Raw genomic sequence first — 23,819 nt, 5'->3', positions numbered from 1 at the left:
GGGTCACAGGCCAAACGCCTTCAACTTGCCATAGGCGGCACGCACATGCGCGGGTGCGGCACCGCCACCACCACCATTTCCAAGACCGAAGGTCTTTTCCAGAAGGGCGGCCATCGATGAACCGGAGGCCGTCGCTCCTGGCGCAGAAGCGGCTGGGCCGCCCGCAACCGGCCGCACACGGGACCGGGTGGCAGGGGGCAAGGGAACGTCGCTGGTGCCGGAGGAGATGCTTCCTTCGCCCATAGCGCGGCCGACCTTGTCGCGGATCAGATCCATCACTCCGCCAAGGGTCCGCGCCGCGCCATCCGCATAGAAAATCCCGCGGTTGGCTGCGGCGGCTTCCGGCAACAGGGCAGCCGCCGACGCAAACGGGTTTGCTTGCAGTGCGGTAAGGAAGCTAGTGGCGCCTCCCGCGCCCAGGAAATGCGCAAGATAAAGTTCGGCCGCGTCCGGTTCCCGGCCGAGGACAGGCAGCAGTGCGGCGCGGTTGTCCTGCGCGAGCGCGCCCGCCATGACCGATGCTACCGCAGGATTGTGGCGCAAACCGAAAATCTGCTGGCGCAGCGCCGGATCGGTGACGAAATGGCGGCCGCCTCGCTGGTGTATTGCAGCGCTTGCCCACTCCATGCCGTGCGCGGCGCCGTGCCGGTCCAGCGTGGCGAGCCAGGTGCTGTCGATAAACTGGAAAAGTCCGGTAGCGCTGGACGTTGATGCCTTGGCGTCAGGGTCGAGCCCGGATTCCAATTTGGCCTGGGCCAGCAGGTAATTGAAATCAGTACCCGTCGCCCGCGCGGCCTGCGCGATGGCCGCTTGTGTACGCGTAGCGGAAGAGTGGGCCATTGCGGGCGAGGAGACATAGGGTGACGGCAAGATGGTGCTTCCGGATTGGCTCGATGCCAACGGTGGAGCAAACCTCGTGCCAAAGGCCCCGCTCGTGTGTCCAGCGGATCACGCGTCAGTTGAACGCCGCCGCATGCCGCCGCCTTGACGACTGTAAAGGCGGGTCGTTTCTCCGGTCAGCGCATCCAGCCGCGCTGTGACATTTGCTGCCATGAGGTTGCGCATTCTGCGGTTGGTTTCATTCGCCTGCCGGGCTGCTTCTGCAAGCAGGCGGCACTCTTCGTCGAGTCCACAGGCTTCCTTGAGCATGGCGCACAACGCCGTCTTGTTCTGGGTAGCCAGGGTCAGTGCGCCGATGTCAAGGGCGGCAAGCGCCTGCCGCTCGTCCTCCAGCACGGCAAGCATTTGCCGCAAGGCGTTGGCGAGGCCAGAGGAGGCGGTCACGGGTAAAGCTCCAGCAGATCCTGGGCAGCGATCATCGCTTGCGCCGTGGCGAGTGGTTGCAGCTGGTAGGATCCGTTTGCCAGTGCGTCGCGCACGGAGGCAATGCGCGCGGTGTCGATCGGCGAACGGTCGTGGTTCTGCTCAATCTCGATGGACACGCCAGCGCCGCTGTCATGTCCTGCCATCTGCTGAAGCGCGGCTCGCGCGGCGCAACCGCCAGTGAGTTGAGGGTCGCGGGGTTGCAGACAGGGCGCGGCCAGATTGGGAGGTGACGACATTACCCGCATGAGCACGTTCCTGTTGCCTGGTTCGGTCTGGAGAACGTGCGCATGGCCATTTTCTTAAGCGTTCATTGCACTCCTTCTGCCACCACGTGTCCGGCGCTCTGCACTCGTGCACGCAGCACGCCCTTGCTACCGTCAGGCCGGACGTTCACAGTGGCGCCTGCCTTGCCGGCGGTCAGAGCGCGACCAGTCGCCGTGATCCCGAAACCTCGGCCGGTAAAGTGAATGGTAACTGCATCGCCCGGCGCCACGGCAGCCGGCCCGGAAACTGCAGCGGCTTGCCCGGACGCGATCGACACGAACAAGCGCCACCCTCCTGCATCGGGGCAAGTCGCCGTGACGGTCCTGCCGCGCCGGTCATGCCAGCCCAGGAGAAGCGCCTGGCGGCATGGCGCAAGCCGCAGGCGGCTGTCGATGGGGCCTACATCCGCCGTTCCGACACCGGCGAAGTTGGCCACAGTGGCCGTTATGGCTTCGGGCAGAGTAAACGCCTGATCCCGGCTGTGGCCCGGTTGGGCGACGGTCAGCATGACGGCCGCGAGGAAGGTAGTGCAAACGATCTTCATGGGTGAACTCCTGTAGCTTACCATGACGACGGCGCTCGCGCGGGATTAACCCGGCGGCCAGAACCTGCCGCAACCGGCAAATCGTTGCCTGCCCTTGGCCCGTCACCACGGCTGCCTCCGTCGTCAGCGGAATTGGCACACTCTGTGCTTAGCCAGCGCCAGCAGGCTCTTTGCGACGGAGATGACACGGATGAGCGGGATTTTCGGCATACACGGCGCGGCGCTGGAACTGCGTTCACAGCGCATGGGGGTGCTCACCTCAAACATCGCGAACGCCTCCACGCCCGGATACAAGGCGCGTGATATCGACTTTGCCGCCGCGCTGCGGCTGCAGATAAACGGAATGACCGGGCAGCGGGCTGCCGTCGCGGCGACGCGCTACCGCGTGCCGACCATGCCTGCGCTGGACGGCAACACCGTCGAATTGGGCGCCGAACAGCTCGCCTTTGCCGAGAACGCCGTCGCCTACAGCGCGACCTTGTCCTTTGTTCAGGGTCGGGCCGAACGGCTGACCCGCGCGATCAGGGGCGAATAACGATGCCCGATCCCGTCAATCTTTTCACCACCGTGGGGCGCGGCCTGTCGGCGCAGATGGTCCGCATGAACGCCGCCGCTTCGAACCTTGCCAATGCTGGCACTGTCGCCGGTTCGGAGGCAGCCTCCTACCGCCCCATGCGCCCGGTGTTCAGCGAAGAATACGACCGGCTGAGCGGCCTATCCACCGTGCGTGTAGAGGGCGTGTTCCGCTCCGCGGCCGCCCCGATCAAGCTGTACGATCCCGATCACCCGATGGCCGATGCCGACGGAAACGTGTGGCAGGCGCCGATCGATGAAACGGCCGAGATGGTCGAGGTGATGGAAGCGTCTCGTCATTACCAGAACCTGGTGGAAGCCATGCAAACCGCCAAGCAACTGATGCTGGAAACCATGAGGACATGATGAACCTGAACGCAATCCTTGCCGACACCGGCACGCTGTCTCGTCCCGCTGCCGCCCGGTCTTCCAGCATGGGGCAGGATGACTTCCTGCGGCTGATGATCGCACAGCTGCAACAGCAGGATCCGACCGATCCGGTCGATAACAAGGCGATGCTGGCGCAGATGGCGCAGTTCTCTGCCCTCGCCGGAACGGCTGAGACGAACGCCACGCTGCAGGACATTGCCGCCAAGATCGATGCGCTGATCGCGGCGCGAAACCCCGCCACCCGCTAAACAGCAGAGGAACAGTTCCGTGTCGTTTTACACTTCCCTCAGTGGCCTCAGGGCCGCGCAGACCGACTTGGGCGTCATTGCCCACAACATCGCCAATGCCGAAACCACCGGCTTCAAGAAATCGGATACGCAGTTCGCCGATCTGGTCGCGGGGGGCGCGGCGTCCGACCCGCGCATGATGAAGGGCATCGGAGTGGCGGTTTCCGCAATCGCCCAGAACTTCACGCTTGGCGCGGTGGAGCAAACGGGCAACGTCACCGATCTGGCCATAACGGGCGACGGGTTTTTCGCCGTGCGCGGCGGCGAAAGCGGACAGACCGCATTTACCCGCAACGGTGCTTTCATGCTGGATCAGGGCGGCTTCCTGCACGATGGCGCGGGCAACCGGCTGCAGATGATTGCCACCGATGGCAGCGGGAACCCGGGTGCGTCTGGCGCAACGGCCGACACCCGCCTGCCGCTGGTCAACGCTGCGGGCGCCGATCTTGCGGGCGTGACCATCGGCAAGGACGGAACGATCAGCGCGGCGTACGCGGATGGCGCGGTCACGAACGTGGGACGGGTGGCACTCGCCAGCTTCACCAGCCCGGTCGGCCTGCGTCCGCTCGGCAATTCCAAATGGGAGGCGACCGGACTGTCCGGTGCGCCCCAAATCGGGTTCCCCGGCGCGGGGCGAAACGGCACCCTGTTGTCCGGCGCGCTTGAGCGGTCGAACGTGGATCTCGCGGAAGAGATGATCGGCCTCATTTCCGCGCAGCGCAACTTCCAGGCGAACGCGAAGGCGATCGATACCGCGTCGCAGCTGTCGCAAACCATCATCAACCTGCGGACCTGATCGCGGTGGACCGCATGATATACACTGCGCTGACGGGAATGAGCGCGGCCATGAACCGGCAGCGGGTGATCGCCAGCAACTTGGCCAATGCGCAAACGGCGGGGTTCAGGGCAGAAACCTTTACCGTCACCCCGTTCGCGCTGAAAGGCGCGGGACTGGACATTCGGACCTTTGCGCAAGGCACCGTACCCGGAGCCGACATGCGCGCCGGAGCGCTGATCGAGACGGGCAATCCGCTGGACATCGCGCTGGGCGGCGATGCGCTGCTGGCGCTGCAGGCGTCCGACGGGGCAGAGGTCTATACAAGGCGGGGCGACTTGCAGGTGGCGCCGACCGGCGTGCTGGAAAACGGCGACGGGCGCCCCGTTTTGGGCGATGCAGGTCCGATCACTGTGCCCTTGGGCCGCGAGATCAGCGTTACAAAGGACGGTGCTGTCATGGCGGGCGACCCCGCCGCGCCGGACATCCCGCCACAGGAAGTCGGGCGGATCAAGCTCGCCAGTCCGCAGGGCAGCGCGCTTGCCAAGGATCTGCACGGCTTTCTGCGGGTGCCCGACAACGGGATCCTGCCCACCGACCTGACGGCGCAGGTGACGGTTGGCATGCTTGAAGGGTCGAACGTCGACACCGCCGCGGTGTTGGTCGAAATGATCGAGGCGCAGCGCAGCTTCGACAATCGCGCCAAGCTGTTTTCCACCGCCAGCGAATGCGACCGTGCAGGTTCGCGGCTGATGAGCCTCAATGGCTGAACTCGATAGCGAAAGGTCAGAACCTATGCCAATTTCCGCACTGCATGTCGCCCGCACCGGGCTGGAGGCGCAGGACGCCCGGATGCGTGTCATTGCCAACAATCTGGCTAATATCGGCACGACCGGGTTCAAGCGCGATCGCGCGAATTTCGAGACTCTGATGTACCAGGACAACCGTGTGGCGGGACAGCGTTCCTCCACGGAAACCGCCTATGCCACCGGGCTGAACCTGGGCACCGGAGTGGCCCTTCAGGGCACCAGCCGGATCGCCACCCAAGGGACGCTGGATACAACCGGCAACGCCTTTGACCTCGCCCTCGACGGAGACGGGTACTTCCAGATCGCGCTGCCTGGCGGCGGGCTGGCGTATTCTCGCGCGGGCAACTTCACCCTGTCGGCCGAAGGGCAGATCGTAACCGCGCAAGGTTATCCGCTGGAGCCGGCGGTGTCGGTTCCGCAAGGAGCGCAAAGCGTCACGATCGCGCCCGACGGCACCGTCAGCGCGGTGCTGGCGGGAGAAGCGGAGCCGACGGAGCTTGGCCAGCTCACCATTGCCCGCTTCACCAATGCGGCCGGATTGCAGGCCAGCGGCAGCAATCTGCTGCTGGAAACCGCCGCCAGCGGCCCGGCGGAGATTGGCGTGGCGGGTAGCGAGGGCCGCGGATCCATCAGGCAAGGAATGCTCGAGGCTTCAAACGTCAACGTGGTGGAGGAAATGGTGGCCATGATCGAGGCGCAGCGAGCCTACGAAATCAACACCAAGATGATCAGCGCCGTGGACGACATGCTGCGCAACGCGAACCAGGCGCTGTGACGATGCGCTGGCTTGGGACCAGTCTCGCTGCCTTGTTGGCCGCCTGTGGCGGTCACAGCGGCCCTCCGCCAGGCTTCGCGCCCGTCCTGCCGCCCGCTCCAGCGGCAGAGCCGCCGGGCAATGGCGCGATCTTCCAGGCGGGTGCGGGTTACGCGGCCTTGCACGAGGGCAGCCGCGCCCGGCGGGTTGGCGATACGCTGACGATTCTGCTGGCGGAGAACATCGGCTCTGCCAAAACAGTCAGTGGCCGCACGGACCGTGCCGGCTCCGCAGCGATCCTGCCGCCGGCTGCCGGACCGCTGAACTTTCTCGACCCCGAGGCTCTTAAGGCTGCCGCCTCGGCGTCGTTCAAGGGAGGAGGTCAAGCCGCGCAGCGCAGCACCCTGTCCGGCGCGGTTGCCGTCACCATCGCCAGCGTCCGGCCAAACGGGACCGCGCTGGTCGTAGGGGAAAAGCAGATGTTGCTGAGCCAGGGGGAGGAATGGGTGCAGTTTTCCGGCATCGTGCGGCTTGCCGACATCGATTTTGACAACCGTGTGCTGTCCACCAGCGTCGCTGATGCGCGCATCGTGCATTCGGGCAAAGGCGCGCTGCAGCAAGCAAGCCGTCCCGGCTGGCTCAGCCGCTTCTTCGGCCGGATCAGCCCGTTTTGACCCGCTCCGTGCGATTCCTGCTGCACCTGGTGGTCGCCGCGCTGGCTGGTTGTGCCATCCCCTGTGCGGCAGAGCGGGTGCGCGACCTTGGCACCTTTGAAGGGGTGCGGGCGAACCAGTTGACCGGCTATGGCATCGTGGTTGGCCTGCAGGGCACTGGCGATGACAACCTTTCCTACCTCACCCAAGCCGCCAAGGGGGTGACTCACCGGCTGGGCCTGCCTCTGCCGCCCGGAGTCGCTCCCGGTCTCAAGAACGCCGCCGCCGTCATAATCACTGCCGAGCTGCCGGCCTTTGCGAAGCCGGGGCAGCGGATCGACATCACTGTGTCGACGCTGGGCAAGGCCAAGTCGCTGCGCGGAGGAACGCTGGTCCTGGCGCCTCTGGTCGGGGCTGATGGAGAGATCTATGCCATGGCTCAGGGCAGCGTTGCGGTGGGCGGGCTTGGTGTTTCGGCGCGTGACGGGTCGCAGGTGTCTGTCAACGTGCCGACGGTGGGCCGGATCGCCGGCGGTGCCACGGTCGAGCGCAGCGTCGCCAGCGGGTTCGATCTTGCGCCGGTCGCGCGTTTCAACCTTCACGGTTCCGACTTCCTGACAGCCTCGCGCATCCGCGATGCCATCGAAGCGCGCTTCCCCGGAACCGCGCGCGTGCTGGATGGTGTGACGCTGGAACTGGTGATGCCATCTGGCAGTGACGCGCGATCAGCCCTGCTGGCGGAAATAGAGATGCTCGAAATCGCTCCGGCTCAGGTGCCGGCGAGGGTCATCATCAACAGCCGGACAGGAACCGTGGTGATGAATGGTGCGGTGCGCCTGTCGTCCGCCGCCATCAGCCATGGCAAGCTGGTGGTCCGCATTTCCGAGGATCCGGCGGTTGTGCAACCCGCGCCATTGTCTGCCGGCGCCACCACCGTGGAGCAGGCGAGCGGCATCGCGGTCAACGAAGCGGGCGATCGGCTGACCGTTGTGGAGGAGGGCGCCAACCTCGCTGAAATCGTTGACGCGCTCAACGTGCTGGGTGTCGGTGCTGCCGATCTGGTGGTCATCCTGGAAGGCTTGAAGCAGGCGGGCGCACTGCAAGCCGAGCTGGTGGTGATGTGACGCCGCCACCCATCATCACCTCTGCCGATCCCGGCCCAGCGCCTGCCCGTGCCACCTTGCGGGAAGCTGCGCAGGGGTTCGAAGCTTACCTTGTGCGGCGCATGCTGGAGGCGGCGCGGGCGGGCGGGTCTGCCGGCGCTTTGACGAGCGGTCCGGGAGTGAGCCAGTTCACCGCCCTGAGGGACGAGCATCTGGCCGATATCGCGGCACAGCGGGGCACCTTCGGCATCGCCGCCGCGCTGGAGGCGCAGCTTGCCCGGCACGTGCCGGCCACAAAGGAAGGCGGGGCAGACTGATGCCGACCGCGCTTATCACCATCGCGAAAAACGGCGCCATTACCGCTCGCACCGGACTTGAGTTGACCGGCCACAACATCGCGAATGTCTCAACTGCGGGCTACACGCGCCGAACAGGAGCGGCGGCGGAAGTTGCCGGGACGGGCGGCATCGGCCTGAATGGCGCAGGCGCCCCTGGCGGAGCCCTCACCAGCGCCATCGTGCGTGGCGGCGCGCCGTTCCAGCACGCGGAGGTTCGCCGTACCGGCAGCGATCTGGCCCGAGCCGAGGCAGAATTGAAGGGTCTTGGCCAGGCGGAAACGGTGATCGAGCAAAGCGGGCTTTACCCCGCCATGACCCGCTTTGAGGCAAGCGTCACCCGGTTAATGGCCGATCCGGTGAGCGGTGCCATGCGTGCGGATGCGCTGGAGCAGGCGCGGGGGGTTGCGCAGCTCTTCAACCATGTGGCCCGCGGGCTCGACGCCGCGGCCGACACCGTTCTCGCAGAGGCGGCAGCCGGCGTTGCCGAGGCGAACCGGCTGGCGGCCGAGGTGGCGCGCACCAACGTCCAACTCGCCAAGGTCCAGGAGGGAGGCGCGGGGAAAGCCGCGCTGCTCGATCAGCGGGACCAGCTGCTGGGGCGCCTGGCCGAATATGCGGCGATCACCTGCGAGTTCGACAATCTTGGCCGCACGACGGTTCGCGCCGGTGGCGCAGGCGGACCGCTGCTTGTCGCGGGCACGCAACACGGTGCCCTGGTCGCCGCGCAGGACAGCAGCGGGGTTGTGCAGTTCGCGGTAGATGGGGAAGAGGTGTTGCTTGGATCGGGCTCGCTGGCCGGGCACGCACAGGCGCTGGAGCGGCTGCATCAGGTCGCGACGGAACTGGATACCATCGCTGCACGGCTTATCGCCGCCGGAAACGCGGGGCAGGCCGGGGGAGTCACGCCGGACGGCAGCGCCGGACCGGCGCTGTTCGCTGGCGTGGGCGCGGGCGACATCGCACTGGCGCTGGCAAGCGGCGATCAGCTCGCCACAGCTCCGCCCCCGAGTGCGCCAGGCAGTCGCGACAGCGGCAATGTCAAGGTTTTGCGCGATGCCTTGGCAGGACCGGTGGAAGACGTGGACCGGCTGCTTTTCACGCTGTCCAGCGCCGTGGGCGGCCGCGCCATCCTGCGTGACGGGTTGCGCGGACTAGCCGATGCAGCACAGGCCTCCTGGCTGAACGGGGCAGGGGTGGACCTCGACACCGAAGCAGTCAACCTCCTGCGTTTCCAGCAGGCGTTCCAGGCCAATGGCAAGGTCATCCAGACTGCCGCGCAGATTTTCGATACCATGTTGAGGATCGCACAATGAGCGTCATCGGGAACCCGACGATCGCCTTCAATTCCCGTTCAGCCGGGCAGATGGCGGCGCTGCGCAGCGCTGCGGAACGGTTGCAGGAACAGATCGCCACCGGAGAGCGGCTGACGCGGTCGTCGGACGACCCTGTCGCCGGCGCCTTGTTGCGACGCCTTGGCCGGAGCGACCGTCTCGCCGCGGTCGAGCGGGAAAACGCCGGCCGGGCCGCCAGCAATCTGACACTGGCAGGCGAAGCCCTAAGCCAGATGGCCAGCGATCTTGTTCGCATTCGCGAACTGGCCGTTCAGGCGACAAGCGGGACGCAATCGGTCGCGGCGCGGCAGGCCATCGGCGTGGAAATCATGCAGTTGCGCACCGGCATCATCGCTTCGGCAAACAGCAAGGACGCGGCGGGCGGCCCGCTGTTTGCCGGCACAGCCGGCGCTCCGGCCTACGTCCTGTCCGCGACGGGTGAGGCAATCTACATGGGTGCTCCCGATCCGGGCACACTGCGCCTGGACGATCAGGAAGAGATTCCAAGCGGGGTAGTAGGCCCGCAGTTCATGACGTTCTCCAGCGGCGGCGCACAGGTCGATCTGACCGGCTTGCTGAAGGAACTGAGTGATCGCCTTCAGGCAGGAATGACGGCTGATTCCGCCATCCTCACGCAGCTTGATGACGCACTTGGAACAATTTCGCGCACCCAGACGGTCGTTGGCGCGCGCCTCGCTTACCTTGACACGGTGCGTGACCGCCTCCTGACAGCAGAGGTGGCCCGCGCGCAGAGCGCCGCTGATGCGGGCGGAGTTGATTTCGCCACGTCCATCGCCCGTCTGCAGGAAACGCTGACCGCGCTTGAGGCCGCGCAGGCCGGGTACGCGCGTCTCTCTTCGCTGACCCTGTTTGCCGCACTTTGATCGCTGGAGTTTGCTCGCACCATGTTTCCTGCCGTCGGTATCCTCATCCTTCTCGTCATGGTGTTCGGCGGCTTTGCGCTGACCGGCGGCGCGCTTGGGCCGGTGCTGTATGCCGTTCCGCACGAGATGATGATCATCGGCGGTGCGGCCATCGGCGCGCTGGTGGCAGGCAATTCGATGCATGAACTAAAGGCGCTGGGCCGCGGATGCCTGAAGGTCTTCAAGGGACCGGGTTACACGCGGCAGGATCATATCGACGCCATCGCGCTGTCTTCGAAACTCATGCGACTGCTAAAGACGGAAGGGCCGGTCGCACTGGAGCAGCATGCAGAGGAGCCGGAAACATCCGCCATCTTTGCCGCCTATCCCCGTATTCTGGAGGATGTGGCGCTTCTGCATCTGATAGCCGATACGCTGATGCTGCTTATCGTGTCGGCAGGCGCGCCCGAGCCACATGCAGTGGAAGAAGTCATGGACAACGCAATACGCGCGCACTTTCATGACATGGACGAACCCGCCCACGCCTTGCAGAACCTGGCCGATGCGTTGCCGGCACTTGGCATCGTTGCCGCTGTGCTGGGGGTGGTAAAGACGATGGGCTCCATCGACCAGCCACCGGCGGTGCTGGGAGGCATGATCGGTTCTGCGCTGGTGGGGACCTTCCTCGGGGTCCTGCTGGCCTATGGCGTGGTCGGCCCGCTCGCCAGCAGGCTCAAACAGATCAACGCTCATGATCAGCAGATATTTCAATCGGTAAAACAGGTGATGATCGCTTCGCTTCACGGGTATCCGCATGCTCTGGCAGTGGAGGGCGCGCGATCCGGCCTGCCCCACGCGGTGCGTCCGCGGCTCGTCGAGCTGCTCGACGCTCTCAAAGGGCGCTGAAGCATGGCGACCGGATCGGACGCACCTGTGCGCCCCCTCATCGTGCGCAAGATCACCGTCCAGGCCGCGCCGCACCATGGCGGTGCGTGGAAGGTCGCCTACGCCGATTTCGTGACCGCGCTGATGGCATTTTTTCTCCTGCTCTGGCTGCTGGGTGCGACGGACGAGAACAAGCGCAGAGGGCTGGCGGATTACTTCACTCCCACTCTGGTGAAGACCAAGGAGGAAAGCGCCGGGGCCGACGGATTGCTCGGCGGCAGCTCGATTACCGACGTGGACTCGTACCCAAACGCCGCCGGGCAGACGGGTACTCGCACGATCACCATACCGCGCGATGCGAGGGGTGGCCCCAAGGAGGGGGCTAGCGCCGCAACAGCCGCCGTGGGGCATCAGGCGATGCAGGAACGGATCGAAGCCCGGCTGGAGGCGGACAAGGGCCTGCGTCGCCTGCTGAGGCAGGTGCGGGTGGTGCCTTCGCCTGAAGGAGTGCGGATTGATCTGGTGGACGATGCCGATTTCTCGATGTTCACACTGGGCACCGCCAGCCTTGTCCCCGACGCCCGGCTGCTGCTTGCCGGCATTGCCAAGGCGGTCGCGGCTGAGGAAGTGCCGCTGGTCGTGCGCGGGCACACCGATGCGCTGCAATGGCAGAGGTCGGGCGAGGGCAACAACTGGTCGTTGTCGGCCGGGCGCGCCGAGGCTACCCGCCAGGCGCTCATGCGAGGCGGCATTGGGGAAGGCCGGTTTCACCGCATCGAAGGCGTGGCTGACCGCGAACCTCTGATACCGGACGACCCGCTGGACGCGCGGAACCGGCGAATGTCGATTGTGCTGCTCGATTGAGTGCGCAAGACGCCCATCCTGAGCGTTTCGAACGGCGTCGCTGACCCTCTTTTCACCGATCCCGCGGCCGAACGTATGCCCCGCTGCTGGCGCGGCCGCAAAAATTCGCGCAAGAAGGTTTGCTGCCCGGACAAGAACCGCTAGGTGACTGGCCGCTGGTACAGGACGGGTCGCGCCTACCCTCGCGCCGGACATGCAATCGGAAGTGATCTTTTCAACATGAGCGGTGCCAAGCATTCCGTCATCAAAGGAGTGGCCTGGGTCGGGGTCGGCCGCGTGGTCGTGGCTCTGATAGGTTTGGTAAGTACGGTCGTTCTTGCTCGCCTGCTTTCGCCAGAAGATTTCGGGCTGGTGGCAATCGCGGCGGCGGCAGCGGCGATCATCGGCATGCTGACGGACCTGCCGCTGTCTCAGGCATTGATCCAGCACGACGAACCCGGCGACGAACATCTCCATACGATCTGGACGTTCGGCCTCATCAAGGGCGCCGTGCTGCTGCTTTTGATCGGCGGGTCCGCCCCCTTCATAGCCGCCGCCTATGGCGACGCGCGGCTGCTGAACCTGGTGCTGGCACTGGCGTTCACGGCGGCGCTTGGCACGCTCCAGAACCCCGCACTGGCAGTTTTTGAACGTGGTCTTGTGTTCTGGCAGGCCGTCATGCTGGACCTGGCGGACAAATCTGCCGCTTTCGTCGCCACGGTCGCGGTTGCCTATATCTATCAGAGCTACTGGGCGCTGGTAGTTGGCGTGCTCGTAGCGCAAGTGGTCCGCGTGGCCATGTCTCACGTTCTAAAGCCATACCGGCCCCGCCTTTCTCTGGGTAAAGGGAAGGAGCTGTTATCCTTTTCGATCTGGCTGACCTTGCGCAGCTGGATATATGCACTGAATTGGCGGGCCGATCCGCTGATCCTGGGTCAGTTCATCCGACCCGGCCCGCTTGGCCTGTACACCATGGCCGACCGTCTGACTTCGATGTCGGTGGGGCAAGTGGTGGGTCCGGTGTCCCAGGTTCTTTTCCCTGCCCTCTCCCGCTTCAAGAAAGATCTTGCGCGATTACAGTCTGCATATCTGCGGATGCAGGCGATGTCCTGCATACTGGCGTTCCCCATCGGCGCCGGCTTCGCCATACTGGCCCAGCCCATTGTGCTGCTCGTCCTGGGAGAAAAATGGCTGCCTGCCGTGCCGGTTATCCAGGTGCTGGCATTGCTGGCAGCCTCGCTGACCATTCAGCTTATCAGTCCATTGGCAATGGCCGTCGGCGAAACGAGAGCGCTGTTCCGGCTTGAAGTCCAGCTTGGCTTGGCGCGTCTGCCACTGCTCGTCGGTGGTATTCTTCTTGGCCAGGTGAGCGGACTGGGCATGCTGATGGGCGCAGTGCTGGGCCGGGCCGCGGCGCAAGCTGTCATGACGATCTGGAGCATGTATCTGGTCAAGCGACTGAGCGGATTGCGGCTGCGGGATCAATTCAACTCGATCGGGCGACCTGCCTTGGCCAGCCTTATCATGGTGTTGGCAGTTGGCGGGGCGCTGTGGCTGGCTGGGCCGCTGGACACGAGCCTTGCCGGCTATGGCAGCCTTTTCGCTCTCATCCTGTGGGGCGGGGTGGTGTACGCCGGCGCGCTTTTTGCACTGTGGCTTGCTACCGGTCGCAAACCTGGAGCTGAAGAAGAGATGCTGGCCATGGCGCTCGCCGGAGCGCGACGGATCAAGGAGAGGCGCGCCGTCACCCTCGATTGACCTTCGCAGCTGGCGTTGGAGAGGGCGCACAATCGAGGCGAGACAGCTATACCCTGCATCTGATTGCTTCTGGCCAGCGGTTGACCCCGAAAACTCTTCTGCTGGAGGGTAAGCTGCTTGCGCCCGGCGAACGCCTCGATACGGTCTGTGCAATGGATGTGGAAGCCATCCCGGCGCAGGACCAGGTGCTGGCAGTCATCGTGCCGGACCTGTTTCACGCCACGCAAACCTTCTTTCACGAGCACATCGCCAACATCCATCCCGGTCGAACGGTGGTGGTTCACCTGTCATCGAACAGTAATCGCGCGTTGACGGATGTGCCGGTGCTGGAGGTGCCGCTGGTCCCTCGCTGGCCGGCTCATCGCAGCGGCCTCGCCGGAAAGCTGGCAGGCTTTGCGAACAATATCGGAACCAGCCGGCTGAACCACCAGGACCGGCAGCGCATCGCCAGCTTCTTCAAAGAGCATGGCGTCACTCACCTTCTGGCGGAATTTGCCACGTCGGGCGTGCTCATCCTGCCGGTCGCGGAGCGGCTGAGGCTGCCGCTGACCGTCCTCAGCCATGGCTGGGACATCAACATTCTGGGTGAAGGTCGGGTGTGGCGCAGCCGCTATGCCAAGCTCTTCGGATCCCACGCACAGTTGGCGGCCGTGTGCGAGTTTTTGCGCGGCAGGATGGTGCGGATAGGTGCCTCGGCGGAAAAGATCAGTCTGATCCCCTGCGCAGTGGATGCCGGGTCGTTCGAGCCGGTCCTGCATGGGCCTGAACCTGCCCGCGTGGTCATGGTCTGCCGACTGATCGAACAGAAAGGCCCGCTCCAGGGTCTGCGTGCATTCGCACTGGCGCACCGCGAGCGGCCCGAGCTCACCCTCGACATTGTTGGCAATGGCCCGCTGAACGCCGCGCTTCTGTCAGAAATCGACCAGCTCCAAATCGGTCCGGCAGTTCGATTTCACGGCGACCTCGCTCATCGAGACACCCTCAAGGTTGTGGCTCGAAGCCACATTTTTATTCAGCATTGCATGACCTTGCCGGGCAAGGGAATAGAATCGCAGGCGATCTCCTTGCTCGAAGCGATGGGGCACGGCCTCGTCCCCATCGTCACCCGGCACGGGGGCATGGCCGATCATGTCACTAATGGCGAACGGGGCTGGCTGGTCGAGGAAGGCGACGAGGCGATGATGGCACGGCAGATCGTCGCGATGGCCGATGATCCGGTACGGCGGCAACAATTGGGAGTCGCCGCCCGCGACTACGTCCTGAAGTTCTTCAGCCGCGCGACCATCTATCCTGCGATGCGCCGCACCTTGGGGCTGCGATGAGGCTCGGATCTGTTACCGCCGGCGCCCTTGCGTGGAGCGGGAGCAAGGCTGCGTTTCGCGATGGAGCGATTCCGCAGTGGTGCCTGATCGTCGCGTCCATCGAAGCGCTGGGCGCCAAGCGCCGCGCTGCCTTCCCATGCATCTTACGCCTCTTCATCAACCCTGTCGAAAGTGACGCTTCGAGCAACCCAGGAGGCCTATGAGCGCACTTCCTCATCTTCATTCGCTTTGGGTCGGGCCAAGGCTCGATTATCTGGAGCGCCTGTGTCTGGCCTCCGCGCAGGCGATGGGGCATCGCTTCACCTTGTGGAGCTATGATCCGTCCAATCTGCAAGGTGTGCCGCCGGGAACCGATCTGCGCGACGCGGCCGAGGTGATGCCGCGCGAACGCCTGATCCGGTACCGCGACTCCGGATCAATCGCGCTGGGTGCCAATCTGTGGCGGATCGAACTTCTGGCGCAGGGGCTGGGTTGCTGGGTGGACATGGACTTCATCTTCATCAAGCCTCTCCATGACAGCGACGGCTATATGTTTGGCTGGGAACATGAAGGCTGGCTCAACAACGCAGTCATGCTGGCCCCTGCAAAATCGCAGATGGTGCGGGACTTGCATTCCATTCCGAGACCCAACCGGCGCCCGCCCTGGTTCGGACCTCGCCGGTCGCTTCAGTTCTACTGGTCGCGCCTGCGCCACGGCAGAATGGAGTTGGAGGATTATCCCTGGGGTACGTTCAGCGCCGGCCTGCTGACCCATGTGGTTCGCAAGAACAAGCTGGAACCCCATGCCTGTGCGCCTGAGGTATTCTACCCCATCCGCTGGAAGGATGCGCGTGAGGTGTATGGGCCCGCTGAGCAGGTGGAAGAGATGCTGAGCCCGCAAACGCGTGCCGTCCATCTGTGGCATTCGCGCCTGCAAGGCCTGAGCGAAACTCCACCTCCGAAAGGCAGCTACATAGAAAAGATGTGCAAGGAGTTCGCCGTGGACACCCGCGAAAGTTCTGCCGTGTAGCTGACTAGCTGGCGGTGGGTGAGAGCCTGCGGACGAACTCTCTCGGAGTAACCCTGCGCAGTCTTGCGGCAGCCCGGGTCACACCAATCCGAAATACCGCTCGAAGAAGCCCGCCAGCTTGTCCAGCGCGGACTGCTTCTTTGTCGCGTGTCCGTTGTTTTTCGAGAACCTCGATACCGGCGGGATGATCTTGGTGATCGCTGTGCCTGTGGTCGCCATAGGGCTTGAGCAGCACGGTGCCCTCGGCATCCTTGTTGCCGAACAAGGCTAGCGCGTCGTTGGTCGCCTGTTCCAGATCACGGAACGAGACGATGTTACCGTAAGCCCTCGCGGTACACCGCGATTTGGATCAGTTCGCAATCCTCACCGTCGAAGGTGTGGCAACGGCGGTCAAAGATGTCGATGTGGATGTTGGGCGAGGCGAAACATTCGCGCAGCGCCGTCCTGAATGCGTCGAGAGCGGCCGGATCCTTGTTCAACGGCTGATCGGCGGCGACAATGAAACACGCCCACGAACGCGCACGGCGACGTTCGTCGGTGTAACGGACCTCCTCGGCGCGGCGGAAGCGGTCCGGATGATTGAGAAACATCCAGAATGCGCTGTCAGGCCATCATCACGCCTGAGCTGTGGGATCAGGTCCATGCCATCCTGCAGGAAAGCCCCCGGCAGCGCGCGGCCAACACCCGCACCCATACGCCAGCGCTGCTGAAGGGGCTCATCTTCACCGATCGCGACATCGCCATGACGCCCACGGTCACCAAGAAGGGCAGCCGCCGTTACCGGTGCCACACCTCGATGGACGCGATCCGGAACCGGGCCTGCGAAGGCCGCGACAGCTTTGTCAGGCTCAATGCCGGGTTGGTCGAGGGTGCTGTCGTCCAGCACATCCGGTCGCTGCTGCGCACGCCAGAGATCGCAGCGCGGGCAATGGAGGCAGCCCGCCAGAATGCCCCGTACATCGACGAGCAGGATGTGGTTACCGCGCTGGCGGGCTTTGACGGGCTTTGGGAATCGCTGTTCCCGGCCGAGCAGGCCCGCATCGCCCGGCTGCTGATCGAGCGGGTCACGGTCAGCGCCGAGGGCCTCGCGGTCGACCTGCGCACCGAAGGCCTCGGATCGGTCATCCGAGAAATGGTCACCCCCGCGCGGAAACAAGCAGCATGAGCGCACCCACCACCATGCTGGTGTTCATCCCGCTCACCTCCGCAAACGCAACGGACGGCCGAAGATCGTGCCGCCAGCCGAAATGGCGCCTGACACCGGCGGCGTGGACCCGCATGTGCTGAAGACGGTCGCCAAGGCGTGGAGCTGGCGGCGGGAGCTAAAGAGCGGCGCACCGGCAACGATCGAGGATATCGCGCAGGCCGAAGGCATCTCCGACCGCTACGTCGGGCGCATGCTGTGGCTGGCCTATCTGGCACCAGCCGTGCTGGATAGGCTGCTGATCAGCCGCGTGCCACCCGCTGTTCTAATCAAAGACATGGTGACGGGGGCGGAATTGCCGTGGGCGGAGCAGTATGCAGTAGTGTTGGAAAAAGCGTGATCAAATCATCCAATCGCATCGAGTAAGGCATCGCCCTATACTACGACCAGGACTGTTCTCCCGTTCGAAAGCTTCTTTGACCTCCAAGCCGCTCAATTATGGTTGAAATCGTTTGTCATCACGGATTTTTGTACAGCCTAGCGTTTCGCGGTATGATCCCATAGCCGTTCACGATTCGCCAGCAGGGGGAGAATGACGTGGGCTTGGAATGTTGCCAGCATCACCAAATCGACGATAGTCCCGGCGCGGATTTCATCAACCCCTGCCTTTGCGGTTCGCCCAGAACGCATGCCGCTTTTGCCCGGATCGAAGCCGACATTTCGCGGCGCGAGATGCTGGGCGGCACGGCAGCAGTGCTGGGAATGTTTGCCGGTTTCGGCCTCGCCCCGCATTACGCCCGCGCGCAGACACCCGGGCGACCCACGGTACTGACCAACCTCAGGTTCTTCGACGGGAACAATCCCATGATGCACGCCGGGCGCGAGATTGTCGTCGAAGGTGGGCGCATCGCCGCGATCGTTAACGCCGGGACCGGCCCGCAGGACGCCACCCGGATCGATTGCGGCGGACGCGCGGTCACACCGGGGCTGATCGATTGCCACTGGCACGCAACGCTGGTCAGTGTCAGCCAGGTTGCGGCGCTGACGCAAGATATCGCGCTGGTCCACCTGGTTGCCGGACAGGAAGCGGGCGCGACCCTGATGCGCGGCTTCACCACTATACGCGATACTGGTGGCCCGGTGTTCGGACTGAAGATGGCGGTCGATCGCGAGGTTTTGCCCGGCCCGCGCATCTTCCCTAGCGGCGCAATGATCACCCAAACTTCAGGCCACGGCGATTTCCGCTTTCTCAACACCCTGCCGCGGATGGACAGCGATCCGGCCGACTACACCGAACGCACCGGCGTGGCAGCGATTGCCGATGGCGAGGCCGAAGTGCTGCGCCGCACCCGCGAACAGCTGATGAAGGGTGCATCCCAGATCAAGATCATGGCCGGCGGCGGGGTTACCTCGCTTTATGACCCGCTCGACACCGCTCAATTCCTTGAGGAGGAAATGCGCGCTGCAGTGCGGGCGGCGGCGGACTGGGGTACCTATGTGTGCAGTCACGTCTATAACTCCGACGGCATACAGCGCGCATTGCGGGCAGGCGTGAAATCGATCGAGCATGGCCACTTGGCCGATCCCGCCACGATCCGCATGATGCGCGAAGAGGGCGCTTGGTGGTCGATCCAGCCCTTTCTGAACGACGAGGACTCCAATCCGCGCCGTGACCCCATCCAGCGGGCCAAGGCAGAACAGGTGGCGCGCGGCACCGTGCGTGCCTTTGAGCAAGGTCGCGCTCAGGGGGTTAAAATGGCGTTCGGCACGGATATTCTGATGAACCCCGGCAGTTCGCGCAATCAAGGCCGCCACCTCGCCAAGCTCACTCGTTTCATGTCGTCCTATGATGTGCTGCGGATGGCAACCGGCGCGGCGGGTGAGTTGCTCAGCCTGTCGGGCGAACGTGCGCCCTATCAAGGCAAACTCGGTGTAATCGAGCAGGGCGCGCTCGCCGATATTCTTGTGTGGGACGGCGATCCGACCACCAGCCTTGATTTCATCGGAGACCCGGACGCCAACCTCAAGCTGGTGATGAAGGGTGGGCGTGTTTACAAGGAGGCACTGGCATGACCCGTTACCGTTGGCCCATGGCGCTGCTTCTGGCTACCCTTCCCCTTCCGCTTGCAGCGCAGGAACCTGCGGACCGAGCAGCCAATGCTGACAGGTGGTCGGGGCAGGTGACGATTTATGCCTGGGGTGCGGGCGTGGGCGGGGATTTTACCCCCTTTACCGGCGGGCCGACGCTGTCTTTCGACAAGGCACTGGGCGAGGTGCTGAAGGATCTCGACGCTGCGTTCTTCGCTACCGGGCTGGCACGCAACGGCGACTTAGTTCTGTTGACCGATCTCACATATACCAAGAGCTCGAAAGACGGGTTGCTTCCACCCGGCATTCCTGCGGCAGGGGAAGTCTCGATCCGCTCACTGTCGCTGCTCGGCGGGAAGCGGTTTCAGGCGAGCGATGCAACCACCATAGATGTGCTGGGCGGCATTCGAGCATGGAGCCTTGACGGCAAGGTCAACGTGCCACTCGCTGGACTTGCGCTGGCACCGAAAGAAAGCTTTGTTGATCCCGTGGCTGCCGTGCGTCTCAACAGCCGGATCGCTCCACGCCTGTCGTTTCTCGCCTATGGCGACGTTGGCGGTTTCGGGATTGGCTCGGACCTGACTTGGCAGGGGGTCGCCACACTGAACTACCAGGCAAGCAACGCGGTCTACCTGTCAGCGGGCTACCGTCATCTCTACCTAGACCGGCAATCGGGAGGAGCGAGCTTTGCCGGGAGCCTAAGCGGCCCGTTGGCCGGAGTAACCTTGGCGTTCTGAACGAACTACCTCAGGTCGCATAGTTCGCTGGGTTATCGGCCACCGCCTCCGGACACGACAACACCGCCATCACGCCGGAAACAACGATCCACGAACAATCAATACGGACTACTCTGTGGAGGTAAGTCAATTGATGGAGAGAGAAGCGATGAAACACAGGAAATCAAGCCCAATCACCCTGGCAGTTGCTGCAGCGGCTTTGGCGGGGTGCTCGACCCTTCCGGAGCTTCGCACTCCGCTGTCCGGCTCCACCTGGCGCCTTGTTGAAATGCAGAGCAGTGACGATGCTCAGGGGACAACCCAGCCAGGCAATCGCGATCGCTACACGATCAAATTCAACGCCGATGGCAGCGCTTATCTCCAGCTTGACTGCAACCGCGGTCGAACGGGCTGGGAAGCATCGAGAACGGGCGCCAGTTCCGGCACGCTGACCTTCAAGCCGCTGGCTTCGACGCGGGCCCTTTGCCAGGATAATGGCCTGGGCGAGCGACTTGCACAGCAACTGGAATACGTGCGTTCCTACGTTATCCGCGATGGACAGCTAAACATGAGCCTGTACGCCGATGGCGGCATCTTGGTTTGGGAACGAACAGGTCAGAATTGAGGATATCCGCTGATCTCAGCTTTACCCCGAGCGACGCAAGTGAGGTCGCGTCCACCGATCCGCTCGAAAGGGTCAACGAGGAGATCAAGCGAAGGGCCGACGTCATCGGCATCTTCCCCAACGATGCCGCCGAGGTCTGCCTGGTCGGCGCGCTAGCGCTGGAGCAGAATGACGAGTGGGTGGTATCCCGCCGCTACATGACTATGGAAAGCTTCGGCTCCGTTACCCAAAATCCCATTGTCAGACTGCCAGCCATGGCCGCCTGACCCGAACTCGATCCTGCCGTGGCTCGACGGTTGCCAAGACGCCCCGGGGAACACGGTCAGCACCTTTGGTTCTCTACCCACTCGCCTGCCGAGATTGGCCTCAAAAGGTACAGTCGAAGTTGGTCAGAGAAACCTCAGGAACCCGTCACTTTTCGAGACCGAACCTTTTCCGGCGAGGTTCGGGTGACAAGAGACAAAAGCCGTTCAGAGATCGATTTTGGCGGTTCCGGCAGTCTCTGAAGTTCAGGCGTCACCGTCAAAACCGCGCGGAAGCTGGGGATTTCTCGGCCCCGTAAGGCCCATCTCATTCATTCGCATTGAGATGTTGGCGGAGAGGGTGTCAGCTCCGACATCGGGCTATGTAATTGTTTGCACTTATTTTTCTTCGATCACCCCTAAAGCGTCCCCACAGCTGTCCCCACACGTTCGACGCGATGGTCAGAAGAGGCATCCAATTTGATATGACTTCCAGTTCTATAACAGACGCTTCTGCGATGTGGCTTTCTCGAAAGGTCCGCAAAAGGCCCGCAAAAGGCGTATAAGGTATTGGTTCGATGCCTTTTTAAGGACTCAAGAACACTTTTTGACCCTTTTTTCCGGCGATCGATGGTGGCCGCTTTGCGGCCTTAGCGGATCGCGAGCCTTGGCACCAAAAGAGCGAAGTCGCACTCTCCTTTCGAGATTTATCGAAATATCTCTTGACCAGTAAGTTCAACAACAATATTTCGATTTTCATGGAAATGAATTCAGCCGCTGCGTCGAGGCGCTTGGTGCTCTTGCGCAGGAGCATCGCCTGGCACTGTTTCGCTTGCTGGTTCAGGCCGGGGATGACGGTATGCCCGCGGGTGTCATTGCCGGAACGCTCGGGGTTCCCAACTCGTCTCTGTCGTTCCATCTGGCCCACCTCACGCGCGCAGGGCTGATCCAACAGCGGCGAGAGGGACGCTCGCTCATCTACACGGCCGACTATGCGGCGATGAACGCGCTGGTCGGCTACCTCATGGAGAATTGCTGCGGCGGTGCGGCCTGCGCGCCGGCGGCACACTGCGGCGAGGATGCCGCGCAGCCTCAGGAAAGGATTTCCGCATGAAGCGTCTGCATGTCCACGTCAGCGTCGCCGATCTGAGCGTGTCCATCGGGTTTACTCGACGCTGTTTGGAGCCGAGCCGACCGTGATGAAGGATGACTATGCCAAGTGGATGCTGGAAGACCCCCGCGTCAATTTTGCCATCTCCTCGGGCGACCACGCTGCCAAGGGCATTGAGCATCTCGGCATCCAGGCCGAAAACGGCGAGGAACTGGCGGAGGTTTATGGTCGGCTCCAGGCAGCCGATCGTCCCGTCCTGGAGGAAGGCGCGACCACCTGTTGCTACGCGAAGTCGGAAAAGAGCTGGATCGCCGATCCGGACGCCATCGTCTGGGAAGCCTTTCTCACCAATGGCGACGCCACAGTCTACGGCGACAGCCCCGTACTGGCCGCTCTTTCCGCCAATGCCGCCGATGGTGCATGCTGCGCTCGGGCCGTGCCCGCGCAGACGGTGAGCTGCTGCGGATGAGCGTCACCATCTACCACAATCCGGCTTGCGGGACGTCGCGCAACACCTTGGCGCTGATCCGCGCAACGGGGCTCCAGCCCGAAGTGATCCACTATCTGGAAACTCCGCCAAGCCGGGAGGAATTGGTTTCGCTTATTCGACGCATGGGCATCGGCCCGCGCGATCTGCTTCGGGAGAAAGGAACACCGTTCGCCGAGCTCGGTCTGAGGGACCCCTCGCTCACCGACGACCAACTCATCGACGCGATGATGGAGCACCCGATCCTGATCAACCGCCCAATCGTGGTGGGGCCGAAGGGGGCAAGGCTATGCCGACCGTCCGAAGAGGTTCTCTCGATCCTCGATTGGACACTCGACGCGGATTTCGTGAAGGAAGGCGGCGAGGTTGTGCTGGCCAATGGCTGATGCTGGATTGGCGGCGCGGCCCGCAATGTCGAAGTTTGAGCGATATCTTTCAGTATGGGTGCTGCTCTGCATCGTGGTCGGCATCGCTCTGGGGGCGGTCGTTCCGGGCGCGTTTGCGGCGATAGCCGCTGCCGAGATCGCGCGGGTCAACCTGCCCGTTGCGGTGCTCATCTGGCTGATGATCATTCCCATGCTGCTCAAGATCGATTTCGGGGCGCTCGGGTCGGTTCGCCAGCACTGGAAAGGCGTCGGCGTCACCCTCTTCATCAACTGGGCAGTGAAGCCGTTTTCGATGGCGGCGCTGGGCACCTTCTTCATCGGCTGGCTGTTCGCGCCCCTGCTCCCCACCGGCGAGATTTCTTCCTACATAGCCGGTCTCATCATCCTGGCCGCCGCGCCGTGCACGGCGATGGTCTTCGTCTGGTCGAACCTTTGCGAAGGCGAGCCCAATTACACGCTCAGCCAGGTCGCGCTGAACGACCTCATCATGGTGTTCGCCTTCGCACCCATCGTCGGATTGCTGCTGGGCGTAGCGTCGATCACCGTGCCCTGGGACACGCTGATGCTCTCAGTTGTGCTTTATATCGTGATCCCGGTCGTGATCGCGCAGCTGATGCGCGGGCGCGTCCTGGCAACGGGCGGACAGCCTGCGCTCGACGGATTGCTTGGCGTGCTTGGGCCGATCTCGCTCGTCTCGCTGCTGACGACGCTTGTCTTGCTGTTCGGCTTCCAGGGTGAGCAGATCCTGGCCCAGCCATTGGTCATCGTGCTGCTCGCCGTGCCGATCCTGATCCAGGTCTATTTCAACGCCGGCCTGGCTTACTGGCTCAGCCGCAAGTTCGGTGTGGCCTGGTGCGTCGCCGCGCCCGCCGCGCTGATCGGGGCGTCGAACTTCTTCGAGCTTGCCGTCGCCGCCGCCATTTCGCTATTCGGCATCAACTCCGGAGCAGCGCTGGCCACTGTCGTCGGCGTGCTGGTGGAAGTGCCGGTGATGCTTTCGGTCGTCGCCATCGTGAAGCGGTCGCGCGGCTGGTACGAACGACATGAAGCGCTCGCTTAGTCAAATGCGGACCTGCGATTACGGTCCATAGGAACGCGGCACCAGCACCATCTCCATCCCAGTTCTACCGCCACTGGCGGATCCGCTTGACCCTGACATGATGTCAGACACCATAAGGTTGCGCAAACCGATT

General features: G+C 63.6%; 30 protein-coding genes and 2 pseudogenes. 26 read left to right on the top strand and 6 right to left on the bottom strand.

Annotated features, from left to right (window positions below):
• Positions 1-3 precede the first annotated feature (3 nt).
• From LHJ54_RS00665 to LHJ54_RS00650, 4 genes are all read right to left on the bottom strand, one after another.
• Positions 4-840: a transglycosylase SLT domain-containing protein gene (locus LHJ54_RS00665; RefSeq protein WP_228241665.1), complete on the bottom strand. Its 837-nt coding sequence runs from the start codon at positions 838-840 to the stop codon at positions 4-6.
• A 108-nt stretch (positions 841-948) separates the two neighbouring features.
• On the bottom strand, positions 949-1,284 hold the full coding sequence (locus LHJ54_RS00660) for a flagellar protein FlgN (protein ID WP_228241663.1): 336 nt from the start codon (positions 1,282-1,284) through the stop codon (positions 949-951).
• Entirely contained in the window at positions 1,281-1,571 is a 291-nt protein-coding gene (locus LHJ54_RS00655) for a flagellar biosynthesis anti-sigma factor FlgM (RefSeq protein ID WP_228241662.1), read from the bottom strand. The genes LHJ54_RS00660 and LHJ54_RS00655 overlap by 4 nt, the downstream gene beginning before the upstream one ends.
• 62 nt (positions 1,572-1,633) lie before the next feature.
• Positions 1,634-2,134: a flagella basal body P-ring formation protein FlgA gene (locus LHJ54_RS00650; protein ID WP_228241660.1), complete on the bottom strand. Its 501-nt coding sequence runs from the start codon at positions 2,132-2,134 to the stop codon at positions 1,634-1,636.
• Between the two features lie 181 nt (positions 2,135-2,315).
• Between LHJ54_RS00650 and flgB the strand changes: the two genes are divergently transcribed.
• From flgB to LHJ54_RS00570, 16 genes are all read left to right on the top strand, one after another.
• Complete coding sequence (gene flgB / locus LHJ54_RS00645; protein ID WP_228241659.1) at positions 2,316-2,669, top strand: flagellar basal body rod protein FlgB; 354 nt, start codon at positions 2,316-2,318, stop codon at positions 2,667-2,669.
• A gap of 2 nt (positions 2,670-2,671) precedes the next feature.
• Positions 2,672-3,073, top strand: coding sequence for a flagellar basal body rod protein FlgC (gene flgC / locus LHJ54_RS00640; protein ID WP_228241657.1), 402 nt, complete (start codon positions 2,672-2,674; stop codon positions 3,071-3,073).
• On the top strand, positions 3,070-3,345 hold the full coding sequence (locus LHJ54_RS00635) for a flagellar hook assembly protein FlgD (RefSeq protein WP_228241655.1): 276 nt from the start codon (positions 3,070-3,072) through the stop codon (positions 3,343-3,345). The genes flgC and LHJ54_RS00635 overlap by 4 nt, the downstream gene beginning before the upstream one ends.
• 19 nt (positions 3,346-3,364) lie before the next feature.
• Positions 3,365-4,180 carry a flagellar hook-basal body protein gene (locus LHJ54_RS12735; RefSeq protein WP_228241653.1) on the top strand — a complete coding sequence of 272 codons (816 nt, stop codon included), beginning with the start codon at positions 3,365-3,367 and terminating at the stop codon, positions 4,178-4,180.
• Positions 4,181-4,185: 5 nt separating this feature from the next.
• Positions 4,186-4,929, top strand: coding sequence for a flagellar basal body rod protein FlgF (locus LHJ54_RS00625; protein ID WP_228241651.1), 744 nt, complete (start codon positions 4,186-4,188; stop codon positions 4,927-4,929).
• Between the two features lie 25 nt (positions 4,930-4,954).
• The gene (gene flgG / locus LHJ54_RS00620) at positions 4,955-5,743 is read left to right on the top strand and encodes a flagellar basal-body rod protein FlgG (RefSeq protein ID WP_228241650.1); all 789 of its coding nucleotides are present in this window, start codon (positions 4,955-4,957) and stop codon (positions 5,741-5,743) included.
• A 2-nt stretch (positions 5,744-5,745) separates the two neighbouring features.
• Positions 5,746-6,396 carry a flagellar basal body L-ring protein FlgH gene (locus tag LHJ54_RS00615; RefSeq protein WP_228241646.1) on the top strand — a complete coding sequence of 217 codons (651 nt, stop codon included), beginning with the start codon at positions 5,746-5,748 and terminating at the stop codon, positions 6,394-6,396.
• Entirely contained in the window at positions 6,393-7,499 is a 1,107-nt protein-coding gene (locus tag LHJ54_RS00610) for a flagellar basal body P-ring protein FlgI (RefSeq protein WP_373457043.1), read from the top strand. The genes LHJ54_RS00615 and LHJ54_RS00610 overlap by 4 nt, the downstream gene beginning before the upstream one ends.
• Positions 7,496-7,795, top strand: a complete 300-nt coding sequence (locus LHJ54_RS00605) for a rod-binding protein (protein WP_228241643.1) — start codon at positions 7,496-7,498, stop codon at positions 7,793-7,795. The genes LHJ54_RS00610 and LHJ54_RS00605 overlap by 4 nt, the downstream gene beginning before the upstream one ends.
• The gene (locus tag LHJ54_RS00600; protein WP_228241642.1) at positions 7,795-9,129 is read left to right on the top strand and encodes a flagellar hook-associated protein FlgK; all 1,335 of its coding nucleotides are present in this window, start codon (positions 7,795-7,797) and stop codon (positions 9,127-9,129) included. Before LHJ54_RS00605 ends, LHJ54_RS00600 begins: the two co-directional genes overlap by 1 nt.
• Positions 9,126-10,031, top strand: a complete 906-nt coding sequence (locus tag LHJ54_RS00595; RefSeq protein ID WP_228241641.1) for a flagellar biosynthesis protein FlgL — start codon at positions 9,126-9,128, stop codon at positions 10,029-10,031. The genes LHJ54_RS00600 and LHJ54_RS00595 overlap by 4 nt, the downstream gene beginning before the upstream one ends.
• 21 nt (positions 10,032-10,052) lie before the next feature.
• The gene (gene motA / locus LHJ54_RS00590) at positions 10,053-10,916 is read left to right on the top strand and encodes a flagellar motor stator protein MotA (protein WP_228241639.1); all 864 of its coding nucleotides are present in this window, start codon (positions 10,053-10,055) and stop codon (positions 10,914-10,916) included.
• Between the two features lie 3 nt (positions 10,917-10,919).
• Positions 10,920-11,759: a flagellar motor protein MotB gene (locus LHJ54_RS00585; RefSeq protein WP_228241638.1), complete on the top strand. Its 840-nt coding sequence runs from the start codon at positions 10,920-10,922 to the stop codon at positions 11,757-11,759.
• Positions 11,760-11,978: 219 nt separating this feature from the next.
• Positions 11,979-13,496 (top strand): oligosaccharide flippase family protein, encoded by a 1,518-nt coding sequence (locus LHJ54_RS00580; protein WP_228241636.1) that lies wholly within the window; start codon positions 11,979-11,981, stop codon positions 13,494-13,496.
• A gap of 80 nt (positions 13,497-13,576) precedes the next feature.
• Positions 13,577-14,818, top strand: a complete 1,242-nt coding sequence (locus LHJ54_RS00575) for a glycosyltransferase (RefSeq protein ID WP_228241634.1) — start codon at positions 13,577-13,579, stop codon at positions 14,816-14,818.
• 199 nt (positions 14,819-15,017) lie between these two features.
• Positions 15,018-15,827, top strand: coding sequence for a hypothetical protein (locus tag LHJ54_RS00570; protein ID WP_228241633.1), 810 nt, complete (start codon positions 15,018-15,020; stop codon positions 15,825-15,827).
• 78 nt (positions 15,828-15,905) lie between these two features.
• Here LHJ54_RS00570 and LHJ54_RS00565 read toward each other — a convergent pair whose 3' ends face one another.
• Both LHJ54_RS00565 and LHJ54_RS00560 read right to left on the bottom strand, forming a co-directional pair.
• Positions 15,906-16,046: a hypothetical protein gene (locus LHJ54_RS00565; RefSeq protein WP_228241630.1), complete on the bottom strand. Its 141-nt coding sequence runs from the start codon at positions 16,044-16,046 to the stop codon at positions 15,906-15,908.
• A gap of 95 nt (positions 16,047-16,141) precedes the next feature.
• Entirely contained in the window at positions 16,142-16,417 is a 276-nt protein-coding gene (locus LHJ54_RS00560; protein WP_228241628.1) for a hypothetical protein, read from the bottom strand.
• A gap of 5 nt (positions 16,418-16,422) precedes the next feature.
• Here LHJ54_RS00560 and LHJ54_RS00555 point away from each other — a divergent pair, with 5 nt between their 5' ends.
• From LHJ54_RS00555 to arsB, 10 genes and pseudogenes are all read left to right on the top strand, one after another.
• Entirely contained in the window at positions 16,423-16,992 is a 570-nt protein-coding gene (locus LHJ54_RS00555) for a zinc ribbon domain-containing protein (RefSeq protein ID WP_228241626.1), read from the top strand.
• A gap of 67 nt (positions 16,993-17,059) precedes the next feature.
• Positions 17,060-17,371, top strand: coding sequence for a hypothetical protein (locus LHJ54_RS00550; protein WP_228241624.1), 312 nt, complete (start codon positions 17,060-17,062; stop codon positions 17,369-17,371).
• A 197-nt stretch (positions 17,372-17,568) separates the two neighbouring features.
• On the top strand, positions 17,569-19,044 hold the full coding sequence (locus LHJ54_RS00545) for an amidohydrolase family protein (RefSeq protein ID WP_228241616.1): 1,476 nt from the start codon (positions 17,569-17,571) through the stop codon (positions 19,042-19,044).
• On the top strand, positions 19,041-19,796 hold the full coding sequence (locus LHJ54_RS00540; protein WP_228241615.1) for a hypothetical protein: 756 nt from the start codon (positions 19,041-19,043) through the stop codon (positions 19,794-19,796). The genes LHJ54_RS00545 and LHJ54_RS00540 overlap by 4 nt, the downstream gene beginning before the upstream one ends.
• A gap of 148 nt (positions 19,797-19,944) precedes the next feature.
• Positions 19,945-20,400 (top strand): META domain-containing protein, encoded by a 456-nt coding sequence (locus tag LHJ54_RS00535; protein ID WP_228241614.1) that lies wholly within the window; start codon positions 19,945-19,947, stop codon positions 20,398-20,400.
• A 44-nt stretch (positions 20,401-20,444) separates the two neighbouring features.
• Positions 20,445-20,666, top strand: a pseudogene (locus tag LHJ54_RS00530) (transposase); the annotation flags it as partial.
• Between the two features lie 808 nt (positions 20,667-21,474).
• Positions 21,475-21,756, top strand: coding sequence for an ArsR/SmtB family transcription factor (locus LHJ54_RS00525; protein ID WP_373457042.1), 282 nt, complete (start codon positions 21,475-21,477; stop codon positions 21,754-21,756).
• Positions 21,753-22,222: pseudogene (locus tag LHJ54_RS00520) on the top strand (ArsI/CadI family heavy metal resistance metalloenzyme). Before LHJ54_RS00525 ends, LHJ54_RS00520 begins: the two are co-directional and overlap by 4 nt.
• Complete coding sequence (gene arsC, locus LHJ54_RS00515; protein ID WP_228241613.1) at positions 22,219-22,626, top strand: arsenate reductase (glutaredoxin); 408 nt, start codon at positions 22,219-22,221, stop codon at positions 22,624-22,626. The pseudogene LHJ54_RS00520 and the gene arsC overlap by 4 nt, the downstream one beginning before the upstream one ends.
• A 25-nt stretch (positions 22,627-22,651) precedes the next feature.
• Complete coding sequence (arsB, locus tag LHJ54_RS00510) at positions 22,652-23,686, top strand: ACR3 family arsenite efflux transporter (RefSeq protein ID WP_373457041.1); 1,035 nt, start codon at positions 22,652-22,654, stop codon at positions 23,684-23,686.
• Positions 23,687-23,819: the final 133 nt, after the last annotated feature.

It is taken from the genome of Porphyrobacter sp. GA68 (assembly GCF_022605525.1).
Taxonomy (GTDB): Bacteria; Pseudomonadota; Alphaproteobacteria; order Sphingomonadales; family Sphingomonadaceae; genus Qipengyuania_B.
The sequence above is the reverse complement of the archived record's forward strand: the minus strand, read 5'-3'. Positions and strand labels throughout refer to the sequence as shown.

Bases quoted from the DNA above. Each gene is read 5' to 3' on its own strand.
- LHJ54_RS00655 (WP_228241662.1), bottom strand. From the start codon at position 1,571: ATGCGGGTAATGTCGTCACCTCCCAATCTGGCCGCGCCCTGTCTGCAA.
- motA (WP_228241639.1), top strand. From the start codon at position 10,053: ATGTTTCCTGCCGTCGGTATCCTCATCCTTCTCGTCATGGTGTTCGGC.
- LHJ54_RS00540 (WP_228241615.1), top strand. From the start codon at position 19,041: ATGACCCGTTACCGTTGGCCCATGGCGCTGCTTCTGGCTACCCTTCCC.
- LHJ54_RS00650 (WP_228241660.1), bottom strand. From the start codon at position 2,134: ATGAAGATCGTTTGCACTACCTTCCTCGCGGCCGTCATGCTGACCGTC.
- LHJ54_RS00565 (WP_228241630.1), bottom strand. From the start codon at position 16,046: ATGGCGACCACAGGCACAGCGATCACCAAGATCATCCCGCCGGTATCG.
- LHJ54_RS00585 (WP_228241638.1), top strand. From the start codon at position 10,920: ATGGCGACCGGATCGGACGCACCTGTGCGCCCCCTCATCGTGCGCAAG.
- arsC (WP_228241613.1), top strand. From the start codon at position 22,219: ATGAGCGTCACCATCTACCACAATCCGGCTTGCGGGACGTCGCGCAAC.
- flgC (WP_228241657.1), top strand. From the start codon at position 2,672: ATGCCCGATCCCGTCAATCTTTTCACCACCGTGGGGCGCGGCCTGTCG.
- flgB (WP_228241659.1), top strand. From the start codon at position 2,316: ATGACACGGATGAGCGGGATTTTCGGCATACACGGCGCGGCGCTGGAA.
- flgG (WP_228241650.1), top strand. From the start codon at position 4,955: ATGCCAATTTCCGCACTGCATGTCGCCCGCACCGGGCTGGAGGCGCAG.
- LHJ54_RS00555 (WP_228241626.1), top strand. From the start codon at position 16,423: ATGCGCTGTCAGGCCATCATCACGCCTGAGCTGTGGGATCAGGTCCAT.
- LHJ54_RS00600 (WP_228241642.1), top strand. From the start codon at position 7,795: ATGCCGACCGCGCTTATCACCATCGCGAAAAACGGCGCCATTACCGCT.
- LHJ54_RS00580 (WP_228241636.1), top strand. From the start codon at position 11,979: ATGAGCGGTGCCAAGCATTCCGTCATCAAAGGAGTGGCCTGGGTCGGG.
- arsB (WP_373457041.1), top strand. From the start codon at position 22,652: ATGTCGAAGTTTGAGCGATATCTTTCAGTATGGGTGCTGCTCTGCATC.
- LHJ54_RS00570 (WP_228241633.1), top strand. From the start codon at position 15,018: ATGAGCGCACTTCCTCATCTTCATTCGCTTTGGGTCGGGCCAAGGCTC.
- LHJ54_RS00535 (WP_228241614.1), top strand. From the start codon at position 19,945: ATGAAACACAGGAAATCAAGCCCAATCACCCTGGCAGTTGCTGCAGCG.
- LHJ54_RS00595 (WP_228241641.1), top strand. From the start codon at position 9,126: ATGAGCGTCATCGGGAACCCGACGATCGCCTTCAATTCCCGTTCAGCC.
- LHJ54_RS00635 (WP_228241655.1), top strand. From the start codon at position 3,070: ATGATGAACCTGAACGCAATCCTTGCCGACACCGGCACGCTGTCTCGT.
- LHJ54_RS00560 (WP_228241628.1), bottom strand. From the start codon at position 16,417: ATGTTTCTCAATCATCCGGACCGCTTCCGCCGCGCCGAGGAGGTCCGT.
- LHJ54_RS00615 (WP_228241646.1), top strand. From the start codon at position 5,746: ATGCGCTGGCTTGGGACCAGTCTCGCTGCCTTGTTGGCCGCCTGTGGC.
- LHJ54_RS00665 (WP_228241665.1), bottom strand. From the start codon at position 840: ATGGCCCACTCTTCCGCTACGCGTACACAAGCGGCCATCGCGCAGGCC.